15 protein-coding genes and 1 tRNA gene are annotated in these 16,936 nt (G+C 59.3%); 7 read left to right on the forward strand and 9 right to left on the reverse strand.

Annotation, left to right across the window (positions count from 1 at the left end):
* Window positions 1-118: 118 nt before the first annotated feature.
* A complete protein-coding gene (locus tag K3177_RS10450) occupies window positions 119-1,420 on the reverse strand; it encodes a UDP-glucose dehydrogenase family protein (protein WP_221598224.1) in 1,302 nt (433 codons plus the stop codon).
* Window positions 1,421-1,621: 201 nt separating this feature from the next.
* A complete protein-coding gene (locus K3177_RS10455) occupies window positions 1,622-2,257 on the reverse strand; it encodes a LuxR C-terminal-related transcriptional regulator (RefSeq protein WP_221598225.1) in 636 nt (211 codons plus the stop codon).
* Between the two features lie 570 nt (window positions 2,258-2,827).
* On the opposite strand from K3177_RS10455, the gene cls reads away from it, so the two are divergent.
* Entirely contained in the window at window positions 2,828-4,261 is a 1,434-nt protein-coding gene (cls, locus tag K3177_RS10460) for a cardiolipin synthase (RefSeq protein ID WP_221598226.1), read from the forward strand.
* A gap of 119 nt (window positions 4,262-4,380) precedes the next feature.
* On the opposite strand, the gene K3177_RS10465 is transcribed toward cls, so the two are convergent.
* Window positions 4,381-4,455: transfer RNA gene (locus tag K3177_RS10465), tRNA-Val, on the reverse strand.
* Between the two features lie 78 nt (window positions 4,456-4,533).
* Window positions 4,534-4,926 carry a cell cycle two-component system response regulator CpdR gene (cpdR, locus tag K3177_RS10470; RefSeq protein WP_221598227.1) on the reverse strand — a complete coding sequence of 131 codons (393 nt, stop codon included), beginning with the start codon at window positions 4,924-4,926 and terminating at the stop codon, window positions 4,534-4,536.
* 141 nt (window positions 4,927-5,067) lie between these two features.
* Here cpdR and K3177_RS10475 point away from each other — a divergent pair, with 141 nt between their 5' ends.
* Window positions 5,068-6,018, forward strand: a complete 951-nt coding sequence (locus tag K3177_RS10475) for an N-formylglutamate amidohydrolase (RefSeq protein ID WP_221598228.1) — start codon at window positions 5,068-5,070, stop codon at window positions 6,016-6,018.
* Window positions 6,019-6,339: 321 nt separating this feature from the next.
* On the opposite strand, the gene K3177_RS10480 is transcribed toward K3177_RS10475, so the two are convergent.
* Window positions 6,340-7,128, reverse strand: coding sequence for a SapC family protein (locus K3177_RS10480; RefSeq protein ID WP_196845938.1), 789 nt, complete (start codon window positions 7,126-7,128; stop codon window positions 6,340-6,342).
* Window positions 7,129-7,192: 64 nt separating this feature from the next.
* Window positions 7,193-8,641: an FAD-binding oxidoreductase gene (locus tag K3177_RS10485; RefSeq protein WP_221598229.1), complete on the reverse strand. Its 1,449-nt coding sequence runs from the start codon at window positions 8,639-8,641 to the stop codon at window positions 7,193-7,195.
* Window positions 8,642-8,869: 228 nt separating this feature from the next.
* Between K3177_RS10485 and K3177_RS10490 the strand changes: the two genes are divergently transcribed.
* The 3 genes from K3177_RS10490 (at window position 8,870) to K3177_RS10500 (ending at window position 11,715) form a co-directional block, all read left to right on the forward strand.
* Complete coding sequence (locus K3177_RS10490) at window positions 8,870-9,370, forward strand: hypothetical protein (protein ID WP_221598230.1); 501 nt, start codon at window positions 8,870-8,872, stop codon at window positions 9,368-9,370.
* A gap of 119 nt (window positions 9,371-9,489) precedes the next feature.
* Entirely contained in the window at window positions 9,490-10,845 is a 1,356-nt protein-coding gene (locus K3177_RS10495; RefSeq protein WP_221598231.1) for a DEAD/DEAH box helicase, read from the forward strand.
* A 42-nt stretch (window positions 10,846-10,887) separates the two neighbouring features.
* A complete protein-coding gene (locus K3177_RS10500; protein WP_221598232.1) occupies window positions 10,888-11,715 on the forward strand; it encodes a sterol desaturase family protein in 828 nt (275 codons plus the stop codon).
* Here the strand turns inward: K3177_RS10500 and K3177_RS10505 are convergent.
* On the reverse strand, window positions 11,712-14,021 hold the full coding sequence (locus tag K3177_RS10505) for an ATP-dependent helicase (RefSeq protein ID WP_221598233.1): 2,310 nt from the start codon (window positions 14,019-14,021) through the stop codon (window positions 11,712-11,714). The two genes, K3177_RS10500 and K3177_RS10505, sit on opposite strands and share 4 nt — an antisense overlap.
* Before the next feature lie 124 nt (window positions 14,022-14,145).
* Here K3177_RS10505 and K3177_RS10510 point away from each other — a divergent pair, with 124 nt between their 5' ends.
* Together K3177_RS10510 and K3177_RS10515 are read left to right on the forward strand one after the other, a co-directional pair.
* On the forward strand, window positions 14,146-14,772 hold the full coding sequence (locus tag K3177_RS10510) for a hypothetical protein (protein ID WP_221598234.1): 627 nt from the start codon (window positions 14,146-14,148) through the stop codon (window positions 14,770-14,772).
* Between the two features lie 295 nt (window positions 14,773-15,067).
* On the forward strand, window positions 15,068-15,565 hold the full coding sequence (locus tag K3177_RS10515) for a hypothetical protein (RefSeq protein ID WP_221598235.1): 498 nt from the start codon (window positions 15,068-15,070) through the stop codon (window positions 15,563-15,565).
* 15 nt (window positions 15,566-15,580) lie between these two features.
* Here K3177_RS10515 and rsmD read toward each other — a convergent pair whose 3' ends face one another.
* The gene (gene rsmD / locus K3177_RS10520; protein WP_221598236.1) at window positions 15,581-16,126 is read right to left on the reverse strand and encodes a 16S rRNA (guanine(966)-N(2))-methyltransferase RsmD; all 546 of its coding nucleotides are present in this window, start codon (window positions 16,124-16,126) and stop codon (window positions 15,581-15,583) included.
* Window positions 16,123-16,887, reverse strand: coding sequence for a pseudouridine synthase (locus K3177_RS10525; RefSeq protein ID WP_103023604.1), 765 nt, complete (start codon window positions 16,885-16,887; stop codon window positions 16,123-16,125). The genes rsmD and K3177_RS10525 overlap by 4 nt, the downstream gene beginning before the upstream one ends.
* Window positions 16,888-16,936: the final 49 nt, after the last annotated feature.

Genomic DNA, 16,936 nt, shown 5'->3' on the forward strand with positions numbered 1-16,936 from the left:
CGATCCTATTTGCGGAAAGCGCCTGCCGGTATGCACGGTGACGCTGTCGGAACGTCTCATAGCAAACCGCCTACGCGTGAAGACCGCCTTGAAACCCGCGTCATCGAGGTTCAGGTTCCTAACGACCGATAGCGACATACTTGATTCCAAGCATTTCCAGCTCGCCGCGATCATAGATATTCCTGAGATCGACCAAGACCAGACCTTTGAGCAGCGATTGAACCTTGGTGAGGTTCAGCGCCCTGAACTCATCCCATTCCGTCACGATCGCGAGCCCTTCGGCATCCTGCATGGCCGCATAGGGGTCATCGAAGTACACCACATCTTCGAACATCTGGCTGGCGTTGGGCATACCTTCCGGATCATACGCATGAACCACGGCGCCCGCATCTTGTAGTGTTTGCACGATCGCAATTGCGGGGCTGTCACGCATATCATCGGTATTCGGCTTGAAGGTGAGGCCGAGCACGACCACTACTTTGCCGCGTACGTCCCCGCCGATTGCTTGAATGACTTTCCGACCCATTGCGCGTTTGCGCTTCTCATTCGTCTGGACGACCGCTTCGACGATGGTTTGCGGGGCTTCGAAGTCTTGAGCGGTCTTGAGCAGTGCGAGCGTGTCCTTGGGAAAGCAGCTACCGCCATAACCGGGGCCAGCATTGAGGAATTTGCTGCCGATCCGCTTGTCGAGGCCCATGCCGCGAGCGACCTGCTGCACATCAGCGCCAGTCTTTTCACAAAGGTCGGCGATTTCGTTGATGAATGTGATCTTGGTCGCCAGAAAGGCATTGCCGGCATATTTGGTGAGTTCGGCCGAACGACGGTTCATTTCGAGGATCGGCGATTTGTTCAGGCTTAACGGACGATAGGCTTCGCGCATCACACCGAGCGCTCGCGTGTCTTCGCTACCGATTACGATGCGGTCGGGCCGCTTGAAATCCTCGATCGCGGCGCCTTCGCGGAGGAATTCGGGGTTCGAGACAACCGCAAATTCGCCATCCGGCCGGGTTGTGGCAATGATCCGCTCCACCTCGTCGCCGGTACCGACCGGAACGGTCGACTTTGTGACGACAACGGTAAAACCGTCCATCGCGCGCGCAATATCAGCAGCGGCGGCTTGGACGAAACTCAGGTCGGCATGACCGTCCCCGCGGCGCGACGGAGTGCCGACAGCGATGAATACGACCTCTGCACGAGCAACGGCAGGGGCCAACTCAGTCGTAAACGAAATTCGTCCGGCCCGCGCATTGCGCTCTATCAGATCGGCAAGTCCGGGCTCGAAGATCGGAACCTTACCGCCTCGCAACGCCTCGATCTTAGCTTCATCGAGATCGACGCAGACAACGTCGTGCCCGAAATCGGCGAAGCAGGCGCCGGAAACGAGGCCGACATACCCGGATCCGATCATTGTGATCTTCATCGCATTTCCACTTCGCTATTCGCGTACGAGAGGCAGGGCACGTTAGACGTACGCGCCCAGGGCCTCAGTCGGGTGGCAAAGACCAGCAACTGACGCTTGGCGGTGAAGCCGAAATCTCCGGATTTCCTTGACGCCAGGGCGGCCAGGCGAATGGTGATTGCATCTCCACCAGGCCTCTCACGAGCAAACGTCCGGTGAGGTTCAGGCCTTTACCGCATGCTCCACGGGACGCGTCTCGGCCAGCATAAACGGGCGTGGCGCGCCGGTGTCACACGTGTCGGCAGGCTTGCTCGCCGCCTCTATCGCCGCGACGGGAGCGCGTACCTTAATTTCGGGCATGGCAGCCTGCACCCCATGATTGACGGCGCAGATCGCGGCTTGCGTACGGTTCTGCACATTAAGCTTGCGCAGAATTGCCTTCACATGAACTTTCACGGTCGCTTCGCCGATATCGAGACGGCGAGCGATCACCTTGTTGGGGTAACCCATAACGAGGCATCGCAGAGTAGCGATCTCGCGTTCGGAAAGAAGGTTCGAGAGGTCGCCTTCGGCCTTTGTCCGGTCGGCTGTTGCCAAGGTGAAGTGCGGCAGTTGTTTGACCAGCTCTCCCGGAACAACTTTCTCACCACGCGCTGCCAATTGAAGGCAGTTAACGAGGGATTCGCACGAGATTTCCTTGAGGATATAACCGTCCGCGCCGGCTTCGAACACGTCCACGAGGCAATCGACTTCGAGACCTTCGTGCAAGACGACTAGTCGCGAATCCGGAAACGCCTGACGCACGGCATGAACATCTTCGGCGATATTGCGGGATGCATCGGCGTCGAAGACTATCATTCCGACAGGGACTGCAGCGTGATCCTTGGCTGAAATCATGGCGGAACAGGTTTTATGTAAACCTACAACCGAAAATTCTTCATCATACAGGATGGACTTTAGTCCTTCACTGATGATCGGGTTTGAGCAGATAAGTGAAACACTCGTTGATACTGTACGCATGATACGTACCCCCCAAGTTGTTTAAACTATGCTTCCCTTTTCTTATTCTTCATCTATGGTTCTACACAGAAATCGCACACCACCTGACCCCCGCTTAAAGCGAGAAGAGGCCTTTTGATTGTGGGTGCGACTGGCCGGTTAATCGATTCGTTAACCTATTCTCTTTGGTAAAACACAATCATACTGATTACCAGTGGATTCACCTGCACTCTTTCCGCCTGTCCTAAATTTGGACATTCTGGACGATCAGACACAAACGTCAGCGTGTGAGCGCAAACAATCTCTGATTTCCGTATCCACCATGCTTGTATCGAATTCGCCCGCATGCGTATTCTGATGGGATGTTTCAGCACGAACCAGCGTCGGTTCGAAGGATCACCGGCGAGCGGGGGACATGGTGGCGCTTAATTGACTAAACTGAATGTAGCCATCTGGGTAATCATCGCGGCGCTCCACCTCGCTGTCATCGCCAGGGCAGTCCTGCTTGCGGGGCGCGACCCCTATGCGCGCGCAGCGTGGCTGCTGCTGCTGATCGCTTTACCCTTCGTCGGGCTGACCTTGTATGTTCTGTTCGGAGAGCCGTGGACGTCGAAGAGGTTCAGGCAGCGCGGTCGGCTTGTATATGAAGAGCTGCTCCCTTTCGCACCTTCGCCAGCGATCCATTCAGGCGGGGAGGAACCGAATGCAAATGCCTTCCGCACTTTCGAGGGGGCATCGCGCTGGCCCACTTCCACTGGCAACCTTGCGCGCCTCGCGCCCGACTCTGACGCTGCCATCGCGATGCTCGTGGAGGACATCGACGCCGCAGCGCAATCGGTTCACTTGTCATTCTATATATGGCTCGACGATAACAATGGCAGGGAGGTCGTCGAGGCGGTCTGTCGCGCTGCCCGGCGGGGGGTGACCTGCCGGATTGCAACGGACGCAATAGGGTCGCGCGCCCTTATTAACTCCGATTTGTGGACGATGATGCGCCAGGCGGGCGCCCGACTTTGCAAATCGTTGGAAGTGCCGTTCGGAATGGCTTTCCTTGCCGGGCATCGCACGGACCTGCGCAACCATCGCAAGGTTGCCGTGATAGATGGAAGCATAACCTATTGCGGAAGCCAGAACTGCGCCGACCCGGCATTTCTCATCAAACGGAAGTTTGCGCCCTGGGTCGATATCCTCGTTCGTTTCGAAGGGCCGGTGGCGCGCCAGGCGGATATCATTTTCGCATCTGCGTGGACTGTCGAAACAGGAGAGGATCTTGGCGCGATAATGTTTGCGCAGCCGCCTCGGCCTTCGCCGACAGGCATTCCTGCAATCGCGACTGGGACGGGCCCGCTCTCACCTCGCGGAACCATGAGCGAGATGTTTGCTGCCGTGCTCGCCGCAGCACAGAGCAGCGCGACTATCACCACACCCTATTTCGCACCCGATCCTCCGCTACTGGCTGCAATAGTTGCCGCGGCCCGACGCGGAGTCGCGGTTCGTATCGTATTTCCTCATCGTAACGACAGCCGGATCGTCGGCGCCATCGGCCGAGCCTATTATCCGTTACTGGTAGAGGCTGGTGTCAAAATCTTCGAATTTCGTGGCGGGCTGCTGCACGCGAAGACGATGGTGATCGACGATACGCTGGCCTTGATCGGATCGTCGAATATGGACCGGCGCAGCCTGGACCTTAATTTTGAAAACAACATATTGTTCGAGTCCCCGGAGTTCGCAACTCAACTGAGCGATCGGCAGAATCTCTGGTTGGACGATGCTATCGAGATCGATTCCGATAACGTTACCCGGCGCCCCCTGGCACGCCGCCTTGCGGACAATCTCCTGACGATGATTGCGCCCCTGTTTTAAGTCGAGCTTGCAATGACTGCGTCAGCGCGGCGAAGCGCATCGAGCGGGTCGAGAATGCGATGAAATGGCTTGGGGCCAAGGGGCCGCCCATATGGGCCGGGCCGACCTTCAGGCTTCGATGGTGGGCGTAGCAAGGATTGAACTTGCGACCCCTACGATGTCAACATAGTGCTCTACCACTGAGCTATACGCCCGCACCATCGAGCGCCCCTTTCCGGGGCAGGCGGGCCCTTTAGCGAGGCTGATCTGGCCGCGCAAGGGCAATTCGCCAGTTATTGCAGACGGGCGCTCACGCGGTCGTCCAAGACCCGTTCGACTTCCAGTACGAGGTCACGCAAATGAAAGGGTTTTGACAGAACCTTGGCATGCGGCTGCTCACGGCTCGCCTTCAACGTAACCGCGGCAAATCCGGTGATGAACATCACCTTTGTATGCGGGCTTACCTCATTGCATTTCTGGGCAAGTTCGATGCCATCCATTTCCGGCATGACGATATCGGACAGCAACAGGTCGTAATCGCTTTCCACCAGGAGGGGAACGGCAGCGGTGCCGCGATCAACCGAATCCACCTCGTATCCAGCATTGACGAGGGCGCGTTCGAGATAAACGCGCATTGCATCGTCATCCTCTGCAAGCAGGATCCGCTGAGTCGCTGTGTTCGTCATGGGGGCCTTGTAACCCCCCCGCTTTAAAAAAGCATGTATCGCAAACGGGTAATGTAAATATGGGACAGTTTTTGCGCACCGTAGCCGGGGCTTGGCAATTCCGGTCTTGATTAATGATCTTTCGCGGACAACGCTCGTTCGATGCGGGAGATTCAGTCAGAATCGGCGACGGAAATCGAGCTTTCGAGTGGTGGGCAGATCGCCGGATGTGCCGGACCGGCCTATCGGCTTTGGCGCTCGGCGCAATGCAGCGTTCCGGTTCTTGTATCAGTTCCACATAGCGGGCGGTGCTATCCCGACGCAGTCGTTTCGGCACTTCGAGATCCCGCGCAGGCAATGCTTCGGCTCGAGGATCGCTATATCGACGTCGTCGCCCGGCCAGTCGCGGCGTCGGCGGGGGCTAGCCTGATGATGGCAGACGCGCCTCGCGCAATGATCGATCTGAACCGGTCGGCAGACGATATCGATTGGTCCATGGTTCGCGGCGAAAAGCCCCGTGCGGTTCGCCACTCGCTTGCCAATCGTCGCTCACGCAATGGATTGGGCCTCGTACCGCGCCGCATTCCCGGCATGGGGGAAATCTGGCGGCAACCCCTTGAGAAGGCTGAGCTCGATAGCTGGATCAAAGGGATTTACAGGCCCTATCACATGGCTCTGGCCAGTGAATTGGAAAGGCTGCGCGATCGGTGGGGCGATGTGCTCTTGATTGACCTGCATTCGATGCCGCCGCTGCGGAAAACGCATCCGGAGGACCGACCGGCCGAATTCGTGATCGGCGATCGGTTCGGCGCTTCCTGTGATCCCGGATTGGTCGATCTGGCCATTCGCTATCTTTCGGCACAAGGTCGGCGTGTTGCGCACAACCGTCCTTATTCGGGAGGATACGTCCTTGATCGATATGGACAAACCGCGCGAGGCATACATGCCATGCAGATAGAGGTGTGCCGCACGTCGTATCTCGATGCCAATCTCGATCAGCCGAGTTTTCGGGCGGGGGCAATCACTAAATTGCTGGCAGGGCTTGTCGAGACGATGGCTGCCGAGGTGGAGGCCATCAGTGGCAACCGGCAGATGCCACAGGCAGCGGAGTAGGTAGACGATAAAAAACCACCTCGCGCAGTTGCGCGAGGTGGCCAAGGTTCAGGGAGGAAATGCACTCACGTGCATCTGCCGGAAGAGCCATGAGGGGAAGCCCTGCCAGCATCACCAAAATAGGTGGGTATGAAGCCGGTTCAAGCGGTTCGGAGAGATTCGGCGCTGACTTAAAACAGTTCGCCGCAATGCGCCTCGTCAGAGGCGAGATGCCGAGGAGTGTCGGCAAGAGCGCGGCTCTCCAAAGTGGAGCGGTCGGTAAATGGAAAGAGGGCGCAACCCGCATGCGGGCGCGCCCTCGATTTGCTGGGTTTTGAGGCCTTACGCAGTAGGCACTGCCGCGGTGGCGGCGTCGGGCTGCGGGACTTTGCCTTGCTGGATCTGACGACCGAAGATCGTGCGCATCATGTCCATCGAAAAGATCTGTGCCCAGATGAGCGGCAGCAAGCCATTCTCGGTCCACTTGCGCAACTGGTCGCCGCGAAGTTCGCGCAGCTTTTCCTGATTGATCATCTGGAAACCGCGATAAACGAAAGGCTTGTCATTACCCTGTTCCGTGATGGCGACTTCGCCTTCCATCAGCAGGTCGTGGTCCTTCAATTCCTTCATGAAATTCTGCGTGCGTTGACCGGCATGCTCGAACTGTTCGCAGAAGTTGAGGATTTCCTTGGTGCCTTCGCTGGGCTGGCCATCTTCGAAAAGAGGCTGGCCATCTTCGAACTCGCCGATGTTTTCAGCAGTCGGATCGAAGCACAGCGAAAGATCGTCGCTGTTCTGGTTCAGCCGAGCAAGCATGAACGGGTAACGACGGACATAAGCAGGAATGTAAACCTGCTCGGTGACAGTGCCTTCATCGTCGCAGAAGGTGTTTACGCCATCGTTGAGGCCCATCAGTGCCAGCGGCACGGCATCGGGGCCGGTGGAAAACACGATCGGCATGTCACGCTGTGCCTGCACGAATTCATCGACTGTCAGGGGGATGGCATGCTGTTTGGCAAGCCATGGCGCCTTGGTCATCGGACGCGAGCGATAGTTCGCATGGTCCTTGCTATTGAGCGGCATGAGGTCTTTGAAAAACAGGGGCAGGTTGGGCTGCGGCGCGCTGGCCATGGATCTCTCCGAAATTCAGTTGGATTGTCGACAAGCCGGCAGGCAAGCGTTCGATGCGGGCGCTTTACGGTGTTGGCGCGTCGGGTGCAAGCGGCACGAGTTTGCCAGGATTGAGTATTCCCTGTGGGTCGAGCGCCTGTTTTATAGTCCGCATTAGTCCTAGCGCCACGGGATCGCCAAGCCTGCTTAATTCGTCACGCTTCATCTGACCGATCCCGTGTTCCGCGCTGATCGATCCGCCAAACTCGGTGACAAGATCATGCACAAAGGCGCTGATGATTTTGCCGTCAGTCATTTCCCATTCGCCTTGGACGGCCCCTGGGGGGGCAAGTACGTGATAATGGATATTGCCGTCGCCAAGGTGCCCGAATCCAATTGCTGTCGTGCCGGGAAAGCGTTTTTCGATTTCGGGAGAGGCGGATTCGACGAACTCGGCCATGCGCGCCACCGGGACGGAAATGTCATGCTGCATCGCTGGGCCGATGGCTCTTTCTGCAGGAGAGATGCTCTCGCGCAGCAACCAAAAAGCTTCCGCCTGCGCTTCGCTCGCAGATATCACCGCATCTTGGATGAGGTCACGTTCCATAGCGCTGTGCAGCACGTCTTCGGCGAGCCCGTCGATCGCGTCTGCGTCAGCCGCTTCGGCGACCAGTTCGACCAATGCGTACCATGCGTGGTCACTGGACAATGGACTTCGCGAATCGGGCAGATGTGCGAGCACCGACTGTAGGCAATGGTGAGGCAGCACTTCGAAGCCTTCTAGCGCATCGCCTGCACGTTTCTCGTAGTGAAGCAGCAATTCGCGCGCGCTCGAAATGCTCGACAAGCCGATCCATGCCACACGCCGCTGCGCCGTTTGCGGCACGAGACGCAATGTGGCGGCCGTAACAATTCCAAGAGTTCCTTCAGAACCGATCAGCAATTGTTTGAGATCGAAACCGCGATTGTCTTTCTTGAGCGGGACGAGGTTCGACAAAACGGAACCATCCGCCAGTACACCTTCCAAGCCGAGAACCTGCGCACGCATGGTACCGTGGCGCAGGACCTGCGTGCCCCCGGCATTCGTTGAAACAAGGCCGCCAATCGTGGCCGACCCCTTCCCGCCGAGGGTCAAGGGAAACCGAAGGCCTTCCGCTTCTGCGGCCTCGTGCAGCGTTTGCAAGACCACACCAGCGTCGCAGGTAACCTGCTGGGCAGCGACGTCCAGCTCGCGGATTGTGTTCATTCGGCGAAGTGAAAGAATCACGCTTTCGCCCCCGTCGTCTGGCGTAGCACCGCCCGACATTCCGCTGTTACCGCCCTGTGGTACGATGGGTACGCCATACGCGCTGCACAGCTTCACGAAGCGCAACACTTCATCGGTCGACGCGGGAGATGCCAGCCCGACAGCCTTGCCGGTGTAACGGCCACGCCAGTCGGTCAGCCAAGGTTCCACAAGATCCTTGTCGTATGTGAACCCTCGCGGCCCCAGCAATTCTGTCGCAGCGCTTCGGAACGTGTCTCTGTCTCTCATAATGCGGCGTCTTTGCCACATCCTGACAAGTGATTGCCAGCACTTGCCAATCTATGCCGAACAATTAAGCCCGCATTCAAGCGTGGGGGCGCATCGGCATTCTCTGGATTTCCGCACGTCACCAAAACCTGCGGGCAGAGGAGCTTTCGTACCAACCCCATGTCCTTGCTTTCCCCCCTGGCTGCCATGCTTATCGCATTGGGCACTCCGCAGGGGATGGGATCTGACATGGCCGCACATCATGTCCATGATAGCGAGGCTGGGTCGGTCGATCTGAAAGCGCTGTCTGCGCGTGGACCGAATTGGCGCGGATTCGTCGACACGACGATAATACCGATCGTCAATCAGGTCAGGATCGAGCGGCGGGTGATCATGCGCGTCAGCCCGCGGCCGAGCAGCATCAGCCGAAGCATGTTGAGCGAGTTGCCGCAGCAGGCGGTTCCCCCACGGTTGGTCGAGCGTCCGCACGGGAAATGTGTAGATGCCGGCGACATCGTAGGTGTTTCCGATCGCGGTAGCAGGTTGATGATGTACATGCGGGACCGGCACATCATTTCGGCCGAGTTGGAAAAGTCCTGCAGCCCCCGCGACTTCTACCTCGGCTTTTATGTCGAACGTAGTGAGGACGGGAAACTTTGCGTGGATCGCGATCGGCTGATGTCGAGGGCCGGAGCGAAATGCCGGATTTCCCATTTCAGCCGCCTCGTAGCGGTGGGCGGGGATCGCTGAAGGGCTACTAACGCCGTTTTCTTGACTTTTACCGCATTTCCGGCGAAGGGCGGCGCCAGCCGATGCTGCGCATGCGCAATTTCGCGTCGGCCCATGTTCCAGGGACAATTTCGAACCACATGACTTTTGCCGATCTCGGCCTTTCCGAAGACTTGCTCAGGGCAGTAAGCGAAGCCGGCTATACCGAGCCGACCGACATCCAGCGCGAGGCCATCCCGCCGGTGCTGATGATGAAGGACATCATCGGTATAGCCCAGACGGGTACGGGCAAGACGGCGAGTTTCGTGCTGCCCATGATCGACATCATGGCCAGCGGCCGCCGCCGGGCGCTGATGCCGCGTTCGCTGATCCTGGCGCCGACCCGCGAGCTGGCAGCCCAGGTCGCCGAAAACTTCGAGAAATACGGCAAGAATCACGACCTCAAGCTCGCCTTGCTGATCGGCGGCGTGCAGATGGGCGATCAGGTCAAGGCGCTGAACGAAGGCGTCGATGTGCTGATCGCGACGCCGGGCCGCCTGATGGATCTGTTCGAGCGGGGCAAGATCCTGCTGAATGGCTGCGAACTGCTGGTTATCGACGAAGCGGACCGCATGCTCGACATGGGTTTCATTCCCGACATCGAGTTCATCTGTTCGAAACTGCCGGAAACGCGGCAGACGATGCTCTTCTCGGCGACGATGCCGCCCCCGATCGAGAAGCTGACGAAGAAATTCCTCAATAATCCCAAGCGGATCGAGGTCAGCCGCGCCGCGACCACGAATAAAGACATCACCGCTTTCAAGATTCCGGTGAAGAGCCGTCAGAAGCGCGAGACGCTGCGCTGGCTGCTCAATCACGACCAGGTCGAAACCGCGATCGTCTTTGCCAACCGCAAGACGACGGTGCGCGAGCTCAACAAGAGCCTGCAGCGCCATGGCTTCCGGAGTGGCGAAATCCACGGGGACATGGATCAATCGAATCGCCTGAAGGAACTCGACCGGTTCAAGAAGGGCGAGATCAACATTCTCGTTGCATCAGACGTTGCAGCGCGCGGCCTCGACGTAAAAGGCGTGAGCCACGTGTTCAATTTCGACACGCCCTGGCACCCGGACGATTACGTTCACCGCATCGGCCGCACGGGCAGGGCGGGCGCCAAGGGCCGCGCGTTCACCTTCGTGGCAGAAGAAGACGCCGAGGCGATCGCCAACGTCGAGAAGCTGACCGGTGCGAAAGTACCCGTGTTCGGCAAGAAGGACGTGCGCGTCGATCTGGTCGAGAATACGCCGAAGCCCGAAGAGACGGCGGAGCCGGAAGAGCAGCCCAAGCGCAGCCGGAAGAAGCGCGAGGACGACGAGGTCGCGCCGCGGACCAAGCCGGAGCGAGCACCGAAGGCCAAACGCGAGCCGCGCAAAAGCCGCAACGAAGACGAAGCGCCGGTTGCAGCGGGCGAATGGAACGGGCCGCGCCCGGGCTTTCTCGACATTTCCGCCACCTGATTTAACGGGTTCCTAACTACAGCCGCGGCATATCGGCGGTTTATGGAAACGATAGCCCACCATGCGCTGAAGGCGCTGACTATGTTGGCGATGGCCGGTTCATTGTTTGGTGCGCTGGCTCTGGTGGTCAAGCGCCGCGCGATCGGAAAAGCGCTGACGCGCGTGCATGGTGAGTTCACTACAAATCTTGCGTTGATGCTGTTTAATATCGTCCTTCTCGCTCCGCTATTCGTCATGCCTGAAGGTTTCATTCGCAATCACATCGCTGTGATGCCCGCGATGATGGCATTCTGGAGCAATAGTTACGATGTGATCGTCGTCGCAGTTACCGTGCTTGTGTCCGATTTTGTCGTTTACTGGCGGCATCGAGCGGAGCACCATCCTATGCTCTGGCCGATCCACGCAACCCATCATGCAGACACGGCGCTGCATTGGCTTTCGGTGCAGCGCAAACATCCGCTGAGCAAGCTGCTTAGTGTACTGATCGACGTCTGGATCCTTTTTTTGATCGGCTTCCCTGAATGGGCGATTGCAACGGCCGGCGTTCTTCGCAGTTGGTGGGCATTTTTTATTCACGCCGATGTCCCATGGACTCTGGGTCTCTTGGGCAAAGTAATGATTTCACCAGCCGCGCATCGGCTCCACCATATTCGCGACGAAGCGCTGATGGGGGCCAATTATGGCAATACGGTCACGATGTGGGATCGGCTTTTCGGAACCTATCGGGACCCGGCACCCTATCTGAATTGCGAGACGGGCATCGCGGAAGGTACGCGGGGCTTTCTCGGTGAGCTAGGTCGCCCATTCGAGAGGCGATACTGGAAGCGTGAAAGTGCGCCGCTTGCGCAGGGATGCGATGAGGCGGTCTAGTCGGCCAGGGTGACGAAGCTGTCGAGCACGCGTTTTTCGCCAGCTTTTTCGAAATCGATCGTCAGCTTATTGCCTTCCTGGCCGGTTACGGTGCCGTAGCCGAACTTGTCATGAAAGACTCGGGCGCCATCGGCGATGTCGCTGCGGGGCTTGGCGGCGAAGCTGGCGGCGCTGCGGCCCGGTTCGGCTATACGCTTGGGCGTCGCATCATATTTCGTCGACAGGGCCCGCTGCCATCCGGGGCCACGCGCGCCCGAGCGATCCGGGCGGTTGGAGGACACGTGGGCGAAGGGGTCGTCGGTCTCGCTCCAGTTCGCGCGCCAGAGCGAGGCACCACCGGTCATGGTGGTTTCGCTCTTCACGTGTTCTTCGGGCAGTTCCTCGATAAAGCGGCTGGGTATCGAACTGGTCCACTGGCCATAGATGCGGCGGTTTGCAGCGTGAAAGATCGAGCAGCGGCGCTTTGCGCGCGTGATCGCGACATAGGCGAGGCGGCGCTCTTCCTCGAGGCTGGCCAACCCGCCTTCGTCGATAGCGCGTTGGCTCGGGAAGACGCCTTCTTCCCAACCGGGGAGGAAGACATGATCGAACTCCAGCCCCTTGGCCGCATGCATGGTCATGATGGTGACTTTCTCACCGTCATTGGCCCGTTCATTGTCCATCACCAGGCTAACATGTTCGAGGAAATCGCCGAGCGTGTCGTATTCTTCCATGGCGCGGGCAAGTTCGGTCAGGTTTTCGAGGCGACCCGCGCTTTCGGCGCTGCGATCCTTCTGCAGCATGTCCTCGTAACCGCTTTCGGCAATCACCGTGCGCAACAGTTCGGACGGCGTGATCTGTTCCGATAGCTCCCGCCAGTGGACGAACTGGCCGAGTAGGCCGATCAGAGTGTTGCGTGCGCGCGCCGGCAATTCGTCCGTATCGCACAGGTCGAGACTGGCGGCGGCCAGCGGCGTCTGCGTGCGACGCGCATGGCGGCGCATGGCTTCCAGCGTCTTTGCGCCAAGGCCGCGCTTGGGCTGATTGTAGATCCGTTCGAATGCCAGATCGTCGGCCGGCTGGGCAATGGTGCGCAGATAGGCGAGCGCGTCTCGGATCTCGGCACGTTCGTAGAAGCGGAAGCCGCCCACAATGCGATAGTTGAGGCCGATCTGGATGAAGCGGTCTTCGAATTCGCGCGTCTGATATTGTGCGCGAACAAGGATGGCCACCTCGTCCAGCGGAGCGCCTTCGGCTTCCAGCCGCTCTATCTCTTCGCCCACGCGGCGCGCTTCTTCGGGCGCATCCCAGACGCCGATAACCCGGACCTTTTCGCCGGCGGGCAGTTCGGTCCACAGCGTCTTGCCGAGCCGTTCGCTATTGGCATCGATAAGCCCCGATGCCGCGGCAAGAATCTGCGGCGTGGAGCGGTAGTTCTGTTCAAGCTTGATCACAGCTGCGCCAGGAAAATCCTTTTCAAACTTGAGGATATTGGCGACTTCTGCGCCGCGCCATGAATATATGGACTGATCATCATCGCCCACCACGCAGATGTTCTTGCGCGCCTGGGCAAGCAGGCGCAGCCAGAGGTACTGGACCTGATTGGTATCCTGATATTCGTCGACGAGGATATATTTGAAGCGCTGCTGATACTGTTCCAGCACATCGCGGTGATCGCGAAAGATGTTGAGGATATGCAATAGCAAATCGCCGAAGTCGCAGGCGTTGAGGGTCTTGAGGCGGTCCTGATACAGTTTGTAGAACTGCGCGCCGCGGCCATTGGCATAAGCTTCATTTTCGACCGCATCGAGATCGCCGGGATTGAGCCCACGGTTCTTCCAACGGTCGATCAAACCGGCCAGTTGGCGGGCGGGCCAGCGCTTTTCGTCGAGATCGTTTTCCTGGATCAACTGCTTGAGCAGACGAAGCTGATCGTCGGTATCGATGATTGTATAATTGCTTTCCAGTCCCACCAGTTCGGCGTGACGGCGCAGCATGCGTGCGCCGATGGAATGGAACGTCCCCAACCACGGCATGCCTTCGACGGCATCCCCGATATGACGGCCCACACGCTCGCGCATTTCGCGCGCTGCCTTGTTGGTGAAGGTGACGCACAGGATTTCGCTGGGCCATGCGCGCCGGGTTGCGATGAGATGTGCCAAACGTGCGGTGAGTGCCGCGGTCTTGCCGGTGCCCGCCCCAGCAAGCATCAACACCGGTCCTTCCGTGGTCAATACGGCATCGCGCTGGGGTGCGTTCAGCTGGGCCGCATAGGCGGGAATCTGCGCCTTTTCGAGCGCGCCGGACGAGGGTGATGGGTCGGACATGAAGTCCGGAACAGCTAGGGAACGCCAAGGCAGAACACAAGCCCTGCGCATGGCCCCCCTCTGGAACCGACGACCCGTTTCCTGCGTAAGACGGGCAATGACAACGATAATGGAGACTTCTCCTATGCGTAATCTTATCTTCGCCGGCGCCGCAGCAATCGCCTTTACGGCCGTTCCTGCCATCGCGCAGGACGTGGCAGTAGATGCCGACGGTACGGTCTATGTGCTGACAGACGAGCAGCAGACCATGTATGACGGCTGGCCTGCCGACCGGCAGACGACCTATGACGCCTGGCCTGACGAGGTGCAGGAATATTACTGGACGCTAACCCCGGCGCAGGTCGAAGGCTGGTGGGTGCTGACGGACGATCAGCGCGTGCGCATCTATGAAATGACGCCTGAAGCCCGCACGCAGGCATGGACGCAGATTTCTTCGCAGATGAGCGCTGCCCCGGCTGCGACCACTTCTGCCCCGTCCAGCACGGCAACGGCGCGTACTGCGACGACCGCCGGTGCGTCCACGAGTTCGGCCACGCCGCGGTTCGTGAGCAAGGAAGTCACGCAGGCAACGCCGTCGGGTTACGCTGCTGCATCGGGTGAAGACGTGCCCGTCTGCCGCGGCGATCAGCAGGACGGTTGCATCAACAGCTGGGAAAAGAACAAGACCGGCACCCGTCCGCTCGAATACTGGCCGGGCAAGCCCGCGAGCGAAATCGACGAGCCGCTGCCTGCGACCAAGCCAGGTTCATAACAACAGGCTTTCCGCTCGCGCGCCCAAGCTGGCAGCGCGACGCTTGGAGGGGCGGGGACACCATGGTGTTCCCGCCCTTTTTCTTATTCTCATCATGGTGTTGGCGGGTTTTCCTCGAAATTATCTTACGGGGCGAGGCGCAGCTTGCCGCATTTTGAGCACATTTTACGACAAACCGGTCCGCGGCTGCGTTCGAGCCGCAGCCAAATCCCCGCACCGTCCGTTGATCCCGCATAATCGAGCACATGCGAATTGTGCCTCAGGAAGGCCGAGTGGCCAAACGAAAGGACCAATGATGCGTAAGACATTCTATTACATAGCTGGCGGCGCACTTGCTGCCGTATCTATCCCGGCTGTTGCACAGGAAATGACTGCAGCGGAAACCGACACTCCCGATGCTGCGACGACCCCGTCCACGGCTATGACGGCCGAACAACAGGTTTCCTATGACGGATGGCCGACCGAGCAGCAGACTCAGTTCGACGCCTGGCCGGAAGATGTAAAGGCTTATTACTGGGGCCTTACACCGGAGCGTCAGGAACTGTTCTGGCGGATTTCGGATGAAAACAAGGTGACGATCACTGCCTTAAGCGCCGAGCAGCAGGCGCAGGCGTGGACTCAGATCGAAGCTCAGGCCGCAGCCCAGACTGCACCGGCAACCACTGCGCCCACAACAACCGCACCGGCGGCCCCTACCGAGCCGATGACTGATACTACGGCACCGGCCGATCCGATGGGCGACACTACCGCTCCGGTCGAACCCGAAACGGATGCAGCCACCGATCCGATGTAATCGGTCTGGATCAAATCATTGGGCAAGGCGGAGAAGAGATACCTTCGCCTTGCCCATTTTTCTGTCCGCCACAACTTCGAGGCCGCGCAGTTCGCGCTCTTCCCTTGCCCCGGTTTCCAGCGCGACCCAAGTCGCCGGGCCGATCCATCCCAGACGCGTAAGCCGGTCGATGGCGACATGGCCTGCTCCGGTATCGTAAGGCGGATCGAGCAGGATCAGGTCGTGCGCGGCCTTTGCCGGACCGAGGCTCATCACGGAGGCCTGCTGGACGGTCGTGCGTGTCCTCGCGTCGAGGGACTCGATATTCTTCCGGATGGATTTTACCGCATCGGCATCCTGCTCGACGAAGAGACAGGACGCAGCGCCACGCGATAGCGCTTCGAGCCCGAGCGCACCCGATCCAGCGAACAGGTCGACGACGTTAACTCCTTCGAACGATCCGAGCCTGCTTGCGAGCATATTGAAGAGCGTTTCGCGCGTGCGATCCGCCGTCGGGCGTGTCACCTCTCCGGGCGGAGCGGTCAGCCTGCGGCCGCGCCATTCGCCTGCGATGATTCTCATTTGCGGGCCCGGGTCAATTGCTTGCGGAAGCGTTCGACGTCCGCCTGACGGATCTCCACCGCCTGTCCGCGGGCAAGTTCGCCCAGTTCGAATGGACCGTAGCCGACACGCAGCAGGCGATTGACCTGCAGGCCGAGATGTTCGAGCACGAGGCGAACTTCGCGGTTCTTGCCTTCGGTCAGTGTCATCTGAACCCAGCGGTTCTTGCCCGATCCGCGTTCCAGATCGGCTTCGATCCGGCCGTAGCGAATGCCGTCGATTTCGATACCTTCGATCAATTCGTCGAGCTGCGCCTGTGTGATGTCGCCGAAGGCGCGCGCGCGATAGGTGCGCGGAATGCCGGAGGACGGCAGTTCCATCGCGCGCTTCATCTCGCCGTCATTGGTCAGCAGCAGCAGGCCCTCGGTGTTGAAGTCGAGGCGCCCCACGGGCATGACCCGGCCGGCATTCTTGGGCAGGGCGTTGCGCAGCGCTGTGTAGATGGTCGGGCGGCCCTTGGGGTCGCGTTCTGCCGTGATGAGGCCCGAGGGTTTGTGAAACGCGAAGAGGCGCGGCGCTTCGGCCTGGGCGACGGCCTTTCCGTCCACGGTCACACCGTTGAGGTTGTTCAGCTTCACGGCGGGTGTGGTCAGAACCTTGCCGTCGATCGATACGCGACCGTCAGCGATCATGCGTTCGATTTCTCGACGGCTCGCTATGCCTGCACGGGCGAGTAACTTGGCGATCCGGTCGCCTTCTTCTGGTAATCGATTGTCGGCCATGGGCGCGCCATTACACACAACCCCGCCCAAGCGGAAGCGCAAGCTGAGC

It is taken from the genome of Qipengyuania pacifica (assembly GCF_019711555.1).
GTDB lineage: Bacteria > Pseudomonadota > Alphaproteobacteria > Sphingomonadales > Sphingomonadaceae > Qipengyuania > Qipengyuania pacifica.

What these genes read in the sequence shown, in the direction of transcription:
- K3177_RS10450 (WP_221598224.1), bottom strand. Translation starts at nt 1,420, where the DNA reads ATGAAGATCACAATGATCGGATCCGGGTATGTCGGCCTCGTTTCCGGC.
- K3177_RS10455 (WP_221598225.1), bottom strand. Translation starts at nt 2,257, where the DNA reads ATGATAGTCTTCGACGCCGATGCATCCCGCAATATCGCCGAAGATGTT.
- cpdR (WP_221598227.1), bottom strand. Translation starts at nt 4,926, where the DNA reads ATGACGAACACAGCGACTCAGCGGATCCTGCTTGCAGAGGATGACGAT.
- K3177_RS10475 (WP_221598228.1), top strand. Translation starts at nt 5,068, where the DNA reads ATGCGGGAGATTCAGTCAGAATCGGCGACGGAAATCGAGCTTTCGAGT.
- K3177_RS10480 (WP_196845938.1), bottom strand. Translation starts at nt 7,128, where the DNA reads ATGGCCAGCGCGCCGCAGCCCAACCTGCCCCTGTTTTTCAAAGACCTC.
- K3177_RS10485 (WP_221598229.1), bottom strand. Translation starts at nt 8,641, where the DNA reads ATGAGAGACAGAGACACGTTCCGAAGCGCTGCGACAGAATTGCTGGGG.
- K3177_RS10490 (WP_221598230.1), top strand. Translation starts at nt 8,870, where the DNA reads ATGGCCGCACATCATGTCCATGATAGCGAGGCTGGGTCGGTCGATCTG.
- K3177_RS10495 (WP_221598231.1), top strand. Translation starts at nt 9,490, where the DNA reads ATGACTTTTGCCGATCTCGGCCTTTCCGAAGACTTGCTCAGGGCAGTA.
- K3177_RS10500 (WP_221598232.1), top strand. Translation starts at nt 10,888, where the DNA reads ATGGAAACGATAGCCCACCATGCGCTGAAGGCGCTGACTATGTTGGCG.
- K3177_RS10505 (WP_221598233.1), bottom strand. Translation starts at nt 14,021, where the DNA reads ATGTCCGACCCATCACCCTCGTCCGGCGCGCTCGAAAAGGCGCAGATT.
- K3177_RS10510 (WP_221598234.1), top strand. Translation starts at nt 14,146, where the DNA reads ATGCGTAATCTTATCTTCGCCGGCGCCGCAGCAATCGCCTTTACGGCC.
- K3177_RS10515 (WP_221598235.1), top strand. Translation starts at nt 15,068, where the DNA reads ATGCGTAAGACATTCTATTACATAGCTGGCGGCGCACTTGCTGCCGTA.
- rsmD (WP_221598236.1), bottom strand. Translation starts at nt 16,126, where the DNA reads ATGAGAATCATCGCAGGCGAATGGCGCGGCCGCAGGCTGACCGCTCCG.
- K3177_RS10525 (WP_103023604.1), bottom strand. Translation starts at nt 16,887, where the DNA reads ATGGCCGACAATCGATTACCAGAAGAAGGCGACCGGATCGCCAAGTTA.